This is a genomic window from Mesorhizobium japonicum MAFF 303099, from assembly GCF_000009625.1.
Lineage (GTDB): Bacteria > Pseudomonadota > Alphaproteobacteria > Rhizobiales > Rhizobiaceae > Mesorhizobium > Mesorhizobium japonicum.
The window spans coordinates 1751594-1763215 of the sequence record NC_002678.2 but is presented as its reverse complement, the minus strand read 5'-3'; the positions used below and the strand labels follow the sequence as shown (position 1 = coordinate 1763215).

General features: G+C 65.4%; 15 protein-coding genes. 9 read left to right on the top strand and 6 right to left on the bottom strand.

Features of this window, described 5'->3' with window-relative positions; genetic code table 11:
* Positions 1-142 precede the first annotated feature (142 nt).
* Positions 143-1024, bottom strand: coding sequence for an aldo/keto reductase family oxidoreductase (locus tag MAFF_RS09685; protein WP_010910719.1), 882 nt, complete (start codon positions 1022-1024; stop codon positions 143-145).
* 93 nt (positions 1025-1117) lie between these two features.
* Between MAFF_RS09685 and MAFF_RS09680 the strand changes: the two genes are divergently transcribed.
* The 8 genes from MAFF_RS09680 to MAFF_RS09645 all read left to right on the top strand — a co-directional run bounded on the left by MAFF_RS09680 (position 1118) and on the right by MAFF_RS09645 (position 7477).
* Entirely contained in the window at positions 1118-2023 is a 906-nt protein-coding gene (locus MAFF_RS09680; protein ID WP_010910718.1) for a LysR family transcriptional regulator, read from the top strand.
* A gap of 182 nt (positions 2024-2205) precedes the next feature.
* Positions 2206-2538, top strand: a complete 333-nt coding sequence (locus tag MAFF_RS09675; RefSeq protein ID WP_010910717.1) for an ArsR/SmtB family transcription factor — start codon at positions 2206-2208, stop codon at positions 2536-2538.
* 7 nt (positions 2539-2545) lie between these two features.
* A complete protein-coding gene (locus MAFF_RS09670; RefSeq protein ID WP_010910716.1) occupies positions 2546-3232 on the top strand; it encodes an aquaporin in 687 nt (228 codons plus the stop codon).
* Positions 3229-3651, top strand: a complete 423-nt coding sequence (gene arsC / locus MAFF_RS09665; protein WP_010910715.1) for an arsenate reductase (glutaredoxin) — start codon at positions 3229-3231, stop codon at positions 3649-3651. Before MAFF_RS09670 ends, arsC begins: the two co-directional genes overlap by 4 nt.
* A gap of 64 nt (positions 3652-3715) precedes the next feature.
* Complete coding sequence (locus tag MAFF_RS09660) at positions 3716-4036, top strand: ArsR/SmtB family transcription factor (protein ID WP_010910714.1); 321 nt, start codon at positions 3716-3718, stop codon at positions 4034-4036.
* A gap of 42 nt (positions 4037-4078) precedes the next feature.
* Positions 4079-5470, top strand: coding sequence for an NAD(P)-binding protein (locus MAFF_RS09655; protein ID WP_010910713.1), 1392 nt, complete (start codon positions 4079-4081; stop codon positions 5468-5470).
* Positions 5467-6711, top strand: a complete 1245-nt coding sequence (arsK, locus tag MAFF_RS09650) for an arsenite efflux MFS transporter ArsK (RefSeq protein ID WP_010910712.1) — start codon at positions 5467-5469, stop codon at positions 6709-6711. Before MAFF_RS09655 ends, arsK begins: the two co-directional genes overlap by 4 nt.
* Complete coding sequence (locus tag MAFF_RS09645) at positions 6683-7477, top strand: class I SAM-dependent methyltransferase (protein ID WP_341872719.1); 795 nt, start codon at positions 6683-6685, stop codon at positions 7475-7477. Before arsK ends, MAFF_RS09645 begins: the two co-directional genes overlap by 29 nt.
* A 56-nt stretch (positions 7478-7533) precedes the next feature.
* Here the strand turns inward: MAFF_RS09645 and MAFF_RS09640 are convergent, their stop codons facing one another.
* The 5 genes from MAFF_RS09640 to blh are packed head-to-tail and all read right to left on the bottom strand — an operon-like array spanning position 7534 to position 10778.
* Positions 7534-8316: a sulfite exporter TauE/SafE family protein gene (locus MAFF_RS09640; RefSeq protein ID WP_010910710.1), complete on the bottom strand. Its 783-nt coding sequence runs from the start codon at positions 8314-8316 to the stop codon at positions 7534-7536.
* Positions 8313-8747: a DUF6691 family protein gene (locus MAFF_RS09635; protein ID WP_044548188.1), complete on the bottom strand. Its 435-nt coding sequence runs from the start codon at positions 8745-8747 to the stop codon at positions 8313-8315. The genes MAFF_RS09640 and MAFF_RS09635 overlap by 4 nt, the downstream gene beginning before the upstream one ends.
* On the bottom strand, positions 8744-9154 hold the full coding sequence (locus MAFF_RS09630; RefSeq protein ID WP_010910709.1) for a YeeE/YedE family protein: 411 nt from the start codon (positions 9152-9154) through the stop codon (positions 8744-8746). Before MAFF_RS09630 ends, MAFF_RS09635 begins: the two co-directional genes overlap by 4 nt.
* Positions 9151-9456, bottom strand: coding sequence for a sulfite-sensing transcriptional repressor BigR (gene bigR, locus MAFF_RS09625; protein WP_044550708.1), 306 nt, complete (start codon positions 9454-9456; stop codon positions 9151-9153). Before bigR ends, MAFF_RS09630 begins: the two co-directional genes overlap by 4 nt.
* A 26-nt stretch (positions 9457-9482) precedes the next feature.
* The gene (gene blh, locus MAFF_RS09620) at positions 9483-10778 is read right to left on the bottom strand and encodes a bifunctional sulfur transferase/dioxygenase Blh (RefSeq protein ID WP_010910706.1); all 1296 of its coding nucleotides are present in this window, start codon (positions 10776-10778) and stop codon (positions 9483-9485) included.
* A 375-nt stretch (positions 10779-11153) separates the two neighbouring features.
* Between blh and MAFF_RS09615 the strand changes: the two genes are divergently transcribed.
* Positions 11154-11606 carry an SRPBCC family protein gene (locus MAFF_RS09615; protein ID WP_244420755.1) on the top strand — a complete coding sequence of 151 codons (453 nt, stop codon included), beginning with the start codon at positions 11154-11156 and terminating at the stop codon, positions 11604-11606.
* Positions 11607-11622: the final 16 nt, after the last annotated feature.

Sequence of the window (11622 nt, the reverse complement as noted above, 5' to 3'; positions counted from 1 at the left end):
AACCAATTAGTTCTGGAACTAAATGGTTCTATAAATGTTTTGACCCGAGCCGTCAACGCGCTTTGTGAAGCCGAGAGAGCTTGGGGTGTGGGCACTGCCGGGGAGGACGTTTCCACCCCGGCAGGGAATATTGCTGGAAGTCTCAGGCGGCGGCCTTCTCGTCCGCTATGCCGTTCAGCACGGCGAGCGCGTCGGCCGGCAGGTCGAGTTCGGCCGCTGCCAGGTTCTCGCGGAGATGGCCGACCGAAGAGGTGCCGGGGATGAGCAGGATGTTGGGCGCGCGGCGTAGCAGCCAGGCGAGCGCCACCTGCATCGGGGTCGCGCCGAGTTTCCGGGCGACATTGGCCAGCGTGTCCGACTGCAGCGGCGTGAAGCCGCCGAGCGGGAAGAACGGCACATAGGCGATGCCGTCGGCGGCAAGCGCGTCGATGAGCGCGTCGTCGTCGCGGTGCGCGATATTGTACTGGTTCTGTACGCAGACAATATCGGCGATGCTGCGTCCCTGGGCGATCTGGGTCGATGTGACGTTGCTCATGCCGATATGGCGGATGAGGCCCTGGCGCTGCAATTCGGCGAGCGTGTTCAACTGCGGCTCGAGCGATCCTTCGGCGGGGCCGTGGATGCCATGCATGGAGCGCAGGTTGACGACCTCGATCACATCAAGCCCGAGATTGCGCAGATTATCGTGCACGGCCTCGGTCAGCTCCTTGGGCGACATTGCTGGAATCCAGGATGCATCGGCGCCGCGCCGGGCGCTGACCTTGGTGACGATGGTGAGGTTGGCGGGGTAGGGGTGCAGCGCCTCGCGGATGATCTGGTTGGTGACGTGCGGGCCATAGAAATCCGATGTGTCGATGTGGTCGACGCCGCTGGCGATCGCCTCACGCAGCACGGCGAGCGCCGCGTCGCGGTCCTTCGGCGGGCCGAAGACGCCCGGTCCTGCCAGTTGCATGGCGCCGTAGCCGAGGCGCTTCACGGTGCGGTCACCGAGCTTGAAGGTTCCGGCCTTGCTGATGTCGGTCATGGTCTCATCTCCTTTGGATCGGCCCAATGTAGACAAAGCGCGCCTGCGCGATAATATGGCGCAATCGGCACAGCCTGTACGGAAGGGCGAACAATGGCAGCGGATCTTGGCGACCTACAGGCGTTCGTGGCGGTGGCGCGCGCCGGCGGCTTTCGCGAAGCGGCACGGGTGGGCAATGTCAGCGCCTCGAGCCTCTCGGAGACGGTACGGCGGCTGGAGACCGGGCTCGGCGTGCGGCTGCTCAACCGCACCACGCGCAGCGTCGCGCCCACCGAGGCCGGCGCCCGGCTGCTCGAGCGGCTCGGCCCGGCGCTCGACGAAGTCGAGGCGGCGCTCGACGTGGTCAACGGCTTTCGTGGCCGCCCTGCCGGCACGCTGCGGCTCAACGTGCCGGTCGTCGCGGCGAAGCTGGTGCTGCCGCGGCTGTTGCCGCCTTTCCTCGCCGCCTATCCCGACATTCGCGTGGAAGTGACCGCCGAGGACAGTTTCGTCGACATATTGGCGAGCGGCTGCGATGCCGGCATCCGCTATGAAGAGCGGCTGGAGCAGGACATGATCGCCGTCCCGATCGGCCCGCGCCGGCAGCACTACGCCACGGCCGCCGCGCCGGCCTATCTCGACCGGCATGGCCGGCCCGAGCATCCGCGCGACCTGCTGCATCACGCCTGCCTGCGCGGCCGCTTCGCCAGCGGCCTGACGCCGCCCTGGGAGTTCGAACGCGATGGCGAGGTGGTGAGCGTCGAGCCGACCGGCCCGCTGCTGGTCAGCACCGGCACGGCGATGGCGCTTGCGCTCGAAGTGGCGGTCGCCGGCGGCGGCATCGTCTCGCTGTTCGAGGACTGGCTGCGCCCCTATTTCGACGATGGCCGGCTGGAGCCGGTGCTCGAGCCCTGGTGGCAGGAATTTTCCGGCCCGTTCCTCTACTATCCCGGCCGCCGCCTCACGCCGGCACCGCTCAGGGCGTTCATCGATTTTGTCGGCACGATGCGCTGGGGGTGAGGCTTCGAAGGGCAGCGGCGGGCTGGGTTAGGACGCCGCTTCTCGTCTTCGCGCAGGACGCGTGCGAACAGCGTTACGATGGCAAGGCGTTTTCGCATTCGGTCCGAAACCCGCGAGCCGCCACTGTCACAGCGTTGTCATGGTTCGCTGCCATTAATCCATACATCTGGATATGTGGATTGATGGACAAGGCAACAGCACTGCAGGCGCTCGCAGCACTCGGCCAGGAAACCAGGCTGGAAGTGTTCCGGCTGCTGGTGCGGGCCGGGGCCAAGGGCGTGCCGGCAGGCGAGATCGCGACGCGGCTCAGCACGGTGCAGAACACCATGTCGGCGCATCTGAAGATCCTCGGCCAGGCCGGGCTGGTGCATGCCGAACGCGACGGGCGCAGCATCCGCTACACGGCCGACATGACCGGGTTCCGCGATCTGCTGGCCTATCTGATGGAGGATTGCTGCAATGGCGCGCCGGAGCTTTGCCAGCCGATCCTCCAGGCCGTGACCTGCAAATGTTGAGCTTGACATGACCGATCTTCGCCGCCGTCTCGCAGCCGAAGCGCTGGGTACCGCCATGCTGGTCGCCACGGTGGTCGGCTCCGGCATCATGGCCAGCCGGCTGACCGGCGATGTCGCGCTTTCGCTGCTCGGCAACACCATTCCCACCGGCGCCATTCTGGTGGTGCTGATCACCACGCTGGGGCCGGTTTCCGGCGCGCATTTCAATCCGGCCGTCACGCTGGTTTTCGGGCTGCGGCGCGACATTGGCTGGCTGGCCGTGCTGGGCTACATCACGGTCCAGATTCTCGGCGGCCTCGCCGGCACGCTGGTCGCGCATGCCATGTTCGAGCTGCCCTTGCTGGAGGTTTCGGCGACGGTGCGCAGCGGGCAGGGGCAGTGGCTGGCCGAACTGGTCGCGAGTTTCGGCCTGGTCTTCACCATCCTTGCCGGCTTGCGCTTCCGCAGCGATGCCATCCCCTGGCTGGTCGGGCTCTACATCACCGCAGCCTATTGGTTCACGGCCTCGACCTCCTTCGCCAATCCGGCGGTGGCCATCGCGCGTGCCTCCTCCAACACGTTTGCCGGCATCCGGCCCTCCGATGTGCCGGCCTTCATAGCGGCGGAACTGGCGGGGGCGCTGCTGGCGCTCGCCTTGGCCGGATGGCTGCTGGCCGAACCCAAGACCCTCACTGAGATGAAAGCCGCGCAATGACCATCACCATCTATCACAACCCCGATTGCGGCACGTCGCGCAACACGCTGGCGATCATCCGCCAATCCGGCGAGGAGCCGCAGGTGATCGAATATCTGAAGACGCCGCCGTCGCGCGCCAGGCTCGTCGAATTGCTCGAGGCGATGGCGATGACGCCGCGCCAATTGCTGCGCGAGAAGGGCACGCCCTATGCGGAGCTCGGCCTTGGCGATCCCAAATGGAGCGACGACGAGATCCTCGATTTCATGCTGGCGCATCCGATCCTGATCAACCGGCCGATCGTGGTAACGCCGCTCGGCGTCGTGCTGGCCCGGCCGTCCGAAGCGGTGCTCGATATCCTGCCCAATCCCGACATCGGCCCGTTCACCAAGGAGGACGGCGAAGTCGTCGTCGACGCAAGCGGCAAGCGGGTCGTCTGAGGCTATTTCGAAAAATATCGAAATAGGACTTGACGGCTCCTGTCGCTGGCCGCATGCTATTTCCATGAAACTCGAACAAGCGGCGAAGCAATTGGAGGCGCTCGGCAATCCGACGCGCTTGAACCTTTATCGTATCCTGGTTCGGGCCGGCGAGGCTGGCCGGCCGGTCGGCTTCCTGCAAGAGAGCCTCGGCATCGCCGCCTCGACGCTGTCGCACCATCTGCACCGGCTGATCCTGACCGGGCTGGTCAGCCAGGAGCGGCAGGCGACGACGCTGATCTGCCGCGCCAACTATCCGATGATGAACGATCTGATCGGCTTCCTGGCCGACGAATGCTGCGCCGATGCCGCCTGCAATCCGGCAGCGGGTGACGCGGCCGCCTGAATTTTTCTCTGCTATTTCGATAATACCGGGAGGATGGAAAATATGGTCCTGCAAGACGATCTGCCCATCGCCGTCATCGGCGCCGGCCCGGTTGGCCTCGCCGCCGCTGTTCATCTCATGACCCGGGGCCTGCCGGTGAAGCTCTATGAAGCCGGCGACGGTGTCGCGGCCAATCTGCGGGATTGGGGCCATGTGCGGGTGTTCACGCCCTGGCGCTATTGCGTCGACGAGGCGGCGAGGAGACTGCTCGAAGCCCATGGCTGGCGGATGCCTGACGCGGAAGCCTTTCCCACCGCCGATGAACTCGTGGCGCACTATCTCGAGCCGCTCGCCAACCTGCCGGAACTGGCGCCGGCCATCGAAACCAAGGCGCGTGTCGTTGCCATATCGCGCTGGGGCGCCGACAAGGTGCGCGGCAGTGAGCGCGGGACGCGGCCCTTCATGCTCGTGGTCGAGACCGCCAATGGGACAAGGCGCGACAGTGCCCGCGCGGTCATCGACGCCTCGGGGACATGGCGCACGCCCAACCCGCTCGGCGCCGGTGGCATCGCGGCGGAAGGCGAGGCGGAGTCTGCCGACCGCATCGCCTATGGCATCCCCGACATTCTTGGCCGCGACCGCGCGCTTTATGCCGGCCGCACGACGCTGGTCGCGGGTTCCGGCCATTCGGCGGCCAATGCCTTGCTCGACCTTGCCAGGCTGGCGGAGACCGAACCCCGCACCGCCTTCATCTGGGCGGTGCGCGGAACCGACCTCGTGCGCATCTATGGCGGCGGCGACGCCGACCAATTGCCGGCGCGCGGCGAACTCGGCGCCGATGTGCGCGAGCTCGCCGAAAGCGGCCGCGTCCAACTGGTGACCGGCTTTGCCACGCTTGCGATCCGCGAGCGTGACGGAAGGCTGATCGTCGAGGGGCAGGGCCAGGAGGGTTTGGCTCAACTCGGCCCCGTCGACCGCATCATCGCCGCGACCGGGCAGCGCCCGGACCTGTCGCTGACCCGGGAGCTCAGGCTCGATCTCGACCCATGGCTGGAGAGCGTCAAGGCGCTCGGTCCGCTCATCGATCCCAACGAGCATTCCTGCGGCGACGTGCCACCGCACGGCCACCGCGAACTCAGCCATCCGGAGCCCGGCTTCTACACGGTCGGCATCAAGAGCTATGGCCGCGCGCCGACCTTCCTGCTGTTGACCGGCTACGAACAGGTCCGCTCGGTCGCGGCGGCGCTCGCCGGCGACATGGCGGCGGCCGACGCGGTGCAACTGGTGCTGCCCGAAACCGGCGTCTGCACGGTGCCGGCGGGGCGTGCGTCGCAGGGCTGTTGCGGCGGGCCGGCGCCGGCGGCGATCGATGCCTGCTGCGTGGCGGATGCCGACGCCAAGGCCGTCGGCAAAAGCGGTTGCGGCTGTGCCGGCAAGATGGAAGCCGCCGAGTGAGCGACGCCAGGATCCCCGCCTCCGCCATCTGGGCGCTGGGCACCACGCAGATCGTCGGCTACGGCACGCTCTACTACAGCTACAGCATCCTGGCGCCGGCGGTGGCGGCGGAACTCGCCTGGTCGCAGCAATGGGTGTTCGCCGTGCTGTCGGTGTCGCTGCTGGCAAGCGCTATACTGGCGCCGTTCGCCGGCAGCCTGGCGGACCGGGTCGGGGCCGGGCGTCTGATGGTGCCGGGATCGCTGGCGGCGGCAGGCGCGTTGCTGTTGTGCGCGCTGGCGCCGGGGCGCGCCGGCTTTGCGCTCGGCGTGCTGGCCATGGAACTCGCCTCCTGCTTCGTGCTCTACAGCACCGCCTTCGTCGCCATCGTGCAACTTGGTGGCGCGCGGCGCGGCATTACCCATCTCACCTTGATCGCCGGCTTCGCCTCGACGCTGTTCTGGCCACTGACGACGCTGCTGCATCAGCATCTTGGCTGGCGGGAGGTGCTCATTCTCTTTGCCGCGCTCAACGCCTTTGTCTGCCTGCCGATCCATTGGTGGCTGGCTCGTCTTTCGGGCAGCATCGGCAAGGCGCGGGAGCGGATCGTCCCGGTTACGGCGGGCCTGTCCGGGCCGGTGCCCGGCGGGCGATGGTCGCTGCTGTTCGTCCTGGTGCTGGCCGGCTTTGCCATAGAGGGCTTCATGCTTTCGGCTGTTCTCGTGCAGATGGTGCCGCTGCTCACTCTGGTCGGCCTCGGTGGCGCCTCGGTGCTGGTCGCCAGCCTGTTTGGCCCATCGCAAGTGGCGAGCCGGCTGGTGAACATGCTGTTCGGCCGCGGCCTGTCGCAGACATCGCTGGCGCTCGGCGCGACGGCCGGACTGGCCGGCGGCCTTGCGGTGCTGCTCATGGTGGCGCCCTCCGTTCCCGGCGCCATGCTGTTCGCCGTGCTTTTCGGCTTCGGCTCGGGCCTGATGAGCATTGTCGGCGGCACGCTGCCGCTCGAATTGTTCGGCCATGAACGCTACGGCTCCTATGTCGGCTGGATCACCGCGGCGCGCCAGTTCAGTTCCGCCTTCGCCCCGTTCGGCCTGACGCTGATGATATCGGGCTTCGGCGTTTTCCCGGCCCTGTGGCTCAACGTCATGGTCGGCCTGTTCGGCATCGCGGCCTTCGCCGCCGTCGCGTTGATCAGCCGGCAATCGCGCAAGGGTGAGGAGAGCGGCATGGCCGATGCGGCTGCGCCCGGCGCGGCTGGATGACGGTTTCCGGTGCCCCGGCTATCAGAACTTATGGGGGGCGCCGCCTTTGGTGCGCCGGGCAGATTTCGCTGACCGCCATCACTTCGATCCGCCGTCGGCAACGAAAGCGTTGCCTTTGTCGGCCTGCCAGTCAAAGCTGCCCAACAGCGCAATTCTAGAGCGTCCGCCCATGACTGGAATGTTTCCCGCCACCTCCATGCCTGACCGCGATTGGTGGGAGGCGCTTTGGCCGGACCCGTCGGGCCTCTTGCTGTCGTTGGGCGTTGAGCCGGGCATGACAGCTCTGGACCTGTGCTGTGGCGATGGCTATTTCACCGCTCCGCTTGCGAAAATCGTCAGTGGCCGCGTCTATGCGCTCGACCTCGACCCGGAAATGATCGTGGCGGCCAAGGCCGAGGTGAAGCAGCTCGGCGTTTCGGTCCTCAAGTGGATTGTCGCGGACGCCAGCGAAGTCGCGGAACTGATCCCCGAAAAAATCGATTTTGCCCTGATCGCCAATACGTTCCACGGAGTGCCCGATCAGCCGGCCCTCGTCAAAGCGGTCGCCCGTACGCTTAAGCCGCGCGGTCTGTTTGCGCTTGTCAATTGGCATCGGCTGCCGCGAGAGCAGACGACCGTGCTTGGTCAGCCGCGCGGCCCCAGGACGGAGATGCGCATGTCACCCGAAGCGGTGGCGGCGGTTCTGGAGGCTACTGGTTTCCGGCTTCTGCGAATGGTCGATTTGCCGCCGTATCACTACGGGGCGGTGTTCGAACACAAGGGATGATGCGGAAGTTTCCCGGCTCAGACACCGGCGCCTGTTCCAGGACTCCGGATCGGCCGCTACCCCAAAGTGAACGCGCCGATGCTGCGGTAGAGGACATAGCCCGCAACGACAAAGATCAGTGCGGCAAAGATGCGGTTGAGCACGTTCTTGTAGGATGCCAGGCGGGTCGCCGCCAGCATGCCGATCAAGCCCCCGCCAATGCCGCCAACGATGAATTCGCCGGCCAACTGCCATTCAACCATTCCCGATAGCGCGTAGTTGAAGGCCGTGGCGAGACCGAAGGCCGCGACGGCAAGCAGGGACGTGCCTATCGCATTGATTGTCGGCATTCCGGTGGCCAGGATCAGCCCGGGAACGATGAGGAAGCCGCCACCGATGCCGAAGAAGCCGGAGGCCGCGCCGGCGACGATGGCGACCGCGGCGGTCATCGCGCACATTCTGGCGTCGACGGGCCGGGCCGTGGTCGAAGTGCTACGCCTGGGAAGGACCATCAAACCGCCAACCACCAGCATCAGCAGCCCGAACAAGAAAAGCAGATGCGCCCCGTCGATTGACTTTCCAAGCGTCGATCCCGCCAGAGCCCCCACGGAACCCAATGCTGCGAACACAAGCGCGCAGCGCCACCAGACGTGACCCTTCAAGGCATGGCTGCCAAAGTTCGCGAATGCGTTGGCGGCCACCGCAAGCGCGCCTGTGCCGATGGCAATGTGGGGTTGGGCGACGCCGACGACATAGAGCAGGAGCGGCGTGGCAAGGATCGATCCGCCGCCGCCGACAAGTCCAAGGGTGAATCCGACCAGGCCACCAGAGCCCAGGGCGGCAAACAAAGTAGCGCTCACGATGGCCGCCCGACGAAGAAGCGGTCATGGGCAACCATGCCCGCCAGCATAAAGGCCACGAAGACCAGGGTTGGCATCAGCCCAAGCGACAGCGAAGCCAGCGCCGGGCCGGGGCAAAACCCGCCCAGGCCCCATCCCAGGCCGAAGATCGCCGAGCCGACGATCAGACGGGCGTCGATCCGCGACTTCATTGGCAAATGGAAGCGATCCGCCAGCAGCGGTCGCGACATCCGCCGGAGCCAGGCCATGCCTCCCATCGCAACCGCGACGGCACCGCCCAGCACAAAGGCCAGGCTCGGATCCCACGCGCCAAAGACGTCGAGAAAGCCCTGGACGCGCACAGGATCGAGCATGCCCGACAGCGCCAGACCAAGCCCGAAAAGGGTGCCCGCGGCCAGGGCGGCAACAGGCTGTAGTTTGGTGTGTCTCACAGGACTGCTCCGCGAAGAAACGCGACAGCCACGATGCCGCTCGCAAGGAATGTCAGGACCGCGGCGATCGAACGTGGCGATAGCCGGGCCAGCCCCATGACGCCATGACCGCTGGTGCAACCCGAACCCATTCGGGATCCGAAGCCGACCAGCAATCCCGCAAGCATCACCAATGGGAGCGACGCCGTCACCGTCACGGTAGGCCAATGATGAAAGGCCGCGAAGTACACCACCGGGCCAAGCAGCAATCCGGCGACGAAGGCACCGTTTGTCCAGACACCGATGCCCTGGACCGCCCTGCCGACAATCCCGCTTACGCCGGCGATCCTGCCGTTCAGGATCAGCAGGATGACCGATGAAAGACCGATAAGGGCTCCACCAAGAAGGGATACGAGATAAGAGGTCATGGCCGGCCTTCCGCACAAAAGATCGTGTAAAGCGCTGCAACCAGTTGAGCGGCCTTCTCGGCGGTCAGCCGGTAGAAGATCTGTTTTCCGTCTCGCCGCGTTTCCACAATGTTGGCGTCGCGCAACACCGTCAGTTGCTGGGAAAGGTTCGGTTGGTGGATGTCGAGCGTTTCTTCCAGCTGGCTGACCGAATACTCGCCTTCGACAAGGGTGCAGACGAGCATCAGCCGCATTGGATGCGCCAGTGTCTTCAACAAGGCCGCCACTTCGCCCGCGCGCGATTCCATGGCGGCGGGCGACATGTTCACCGCATCAGGCTGGAACTCGCTCACCACACTGCTCCTTGCAATGCGTCGAGGGGAAATTTCAGATAGCGCGTGCCGTTCGGCTCCGGCTCGGGCAGACGCCCCGCCTGGATGTTGACCTGCAAGGCATGCAAGATGAGTTTCGGCATTGGCAGCGTTCGGTCACGCGCCACTCGCAATCCGGCAAAGGCCTCTTCGTTCACGCCGGCCAGATGTGCATTGGCGCGCTTCTGTTCGCCGACCGTGCTTTCCCATTTCGGCGCGCGTCCACCCGGCTGGTAATCATGGCCTGTAAACAGGCGGGTTTCGTCCGGAAGGTCCAGGATCTTCTGGATCGATTTCCACAGGACGCGAGCGTCACCACCGGGAAAATCGGCACGGGCCGTGCCGCTGTCAGGCATGAAGATGGTGTCGTGAACAAAGGCCGCATTGCCGATCACGTAGGTGATCGACGCCAGGGTGTGACCGGGCGAAAACATCACGCGCGCCGCCATGGAACCGACCTTGAAAGTGTCGCCATCCGAGAACAGCCTGTCCCACTGCGAGCCGTCGACGCGAAGTTCGGGCCAGTTGTAGATGCCGCGCCACAGGCGCTGGACATCGACCACCGGTGCCCCGATCGCGGTGGGGGCGCCCGTCTTCTCCTTCAGATACTGCGCGGCCGAAAAATGGTCGGCATGAGGATGGGTGTCGAGAATCCATTCGACGCTCAACCCGTTCTCGGCAATGTAGGAAAGCATCGCGTCGGCGTTGCGCGTCGTGGTCGCTCCTGACTTCTCGTCGAAATCAAGAACCGGATCGACAATGGCGCATTTTCGGGTGTCCGGGTCCGAAACCACATATTGCACGCTTCCTGTCCGGGGATCGAAGAACCCCTTCACGTCCGGTCGCAGTTGCCTGTGCGCTTCGAACCATCGCGACGCCGCCGACAGGTCGATGCCGAGCTTCTGTCCGAGGGCCGCCATATCCTGGGATGACATACGGCCGTCGAGCGCCTCGCCCAGTGCATACAGGGTCAGGGCACGCGTGCCGGTCTTGCAATGAGCAAAGACCGGGCCGCCGGCATCGGCCATGGCCCTCTGGAAGGCCCGCACGTCCGCCTCGGTGATGGTTGGCATCGTCACGGGTATGAAGGTGTAGGGAACATCGGCATGACCAGCCGCCTCCCGCTCGGCGGCGTTTCCGGGCTGGGAAGCCTCTTCGCCGTCAGGTCGAGCGTTGATCATTCCCGCAAACCCATGGCCGGCAAGCGACCGGATTTCGGAGATCGAGGGCTGAGGACCGACGCTCAGCACGTCATTTACACGGATCATGGTCATATCGAGCACCTGGTTTCCTATCAATATACAATTGCATATAATGTATAATGAAATTCGTACAAGGTGCCTGTCTGGAAATTTCGCGGCCGGGTTGCCGGCCTCCTCAAACACGGTGGTGACAATCGTGGGCGGACGCTGACAATTGGCCGCCAAAGGCCACCGGCTTGACCGGGAACCAGCGGCGATCGGCGAAACGCAGTCAGCTGCCTATCTGTGCGGCCGGTGTATGATGATGCCTCGCTACCTTCCAGGCAGGATCTTGCAAACTATGGTCTCTCGAATGATCCGGCGGGCGAACGCCGTGCCTTTGGCGGCTTGCGACGCCTGGCGTGATCCTGGCCACGTTGCTGCCGCCATCGCGTGGGCCTTGCGCCCGTGACGGGTTCTCCAGACTCCGCGCCGATCGTCAAGACCGTAGCCATCGATGCAGCGCCGGCTGAGGTCTGGCACATGCTGACGATGCCCGCGATGATCCCGCAATGGATGTCCGACGAGGGACTGACCGTCAGCCTGGAGGGGCATGCCGGCGGCGCGGTCGTGATACGCGGGCTGCTGCATGGCATGGCGTTCGAGAACCGTGGCATTGTCCGCGCGTTCCAGCCGGAGCGGGTGTTCTCCTACAGTTACTGGAGCACGCTGTCGGCCTCGCGCCTGGCGGACGTGCCCGAGAACCACACGCGGGTCAGTTTCGCCCTGACTGCAGCGAATGGGGGAACGCTGCTGACGCTGACGCTCAGCGACTTCGCCGAACCGGCGATCCGTCCGCATGCCAATCTCTATTGGGGGCCGACCTTGCAGATCCTGAAGGCGGTGTGCGAGCGGCGTTGAGGAGGCGCCATCGCAG

Coding starts and splice junctions, on each gene's coding strand:
- MAFF_RS09685 (WP_010910719.1), bottom strand. CDS start 1,024: ATGACCGACATCAGCAAGGCCGGAACCTTCAAGCTCGGTGACCGCACC.
- MAFF_RS09680 (WP_010910718.1), top strand. CDS start 1,118: ATGGCAGCGGATCTTGGCGACCTACAGGCGTTCGTGGCGGTGGCGCGC.
- MAFF_RS09670 (WP_010910716.1), top strand. CDS start 2,546: ATGACCGATCTTCGCCGCCGTCTCGCAGCCGAAGCGCTGGGTACCGCC.
- blh (WP_010910706.1), bottom strand. CDS start 10,778: ATGACCATGATCCGTGTAAATGACGTGCTGAGCGTCGGTCCTCAGCCC.
- bigR (WP_044550708.1), bottom strand. CDS start 9,456: ATGTCGCCCGCCGCCATGGAATCGCGCGCGGGCGAAGTGGCGGCCTTG.
- MAFF_RS09630 (WP_010910709.1), bottom strand. CDS start 9,154: ATGACCTCTTATCTCGTATCCCTTCTTGGTGGAGCCCTTATCGGTCTT.
- MAFF_RS09655 (WP_010910713.1), top strand. CDS start 4,079: ATGGTCCTGCAAGACGATCTGCCCATCGCCGTCATCGGCGCCGGCCCG.
- MAFF_RS09660 (WP_010910714.1), top strand. CDS start 3,716: ATGAAACTCGAACAAGCGGCGAAGCAATTGGAGGCGCTCGGCAATCCG.
- MAFF_RS09645 (WP_341872719.1), top strand. CDS start 6,683: ATGCGGCTGCGCCCGGCGCGGCTGGATGACGGTTTCCGGTGCCCCGGC.
- MAFF_RS09675 (WP_010910717.1), top strand. CDS start 2,206: ATGGACAAGGCAACAGCACTGCAGGCGCTCGCAGCACTCGGCCAGGAA.
- arsC (WP_010910715.1), top strand. CDS start 3,229: ATGACCATCACCATCTATCACAACCCCGATTGCGGCACGTCGCGCAAC.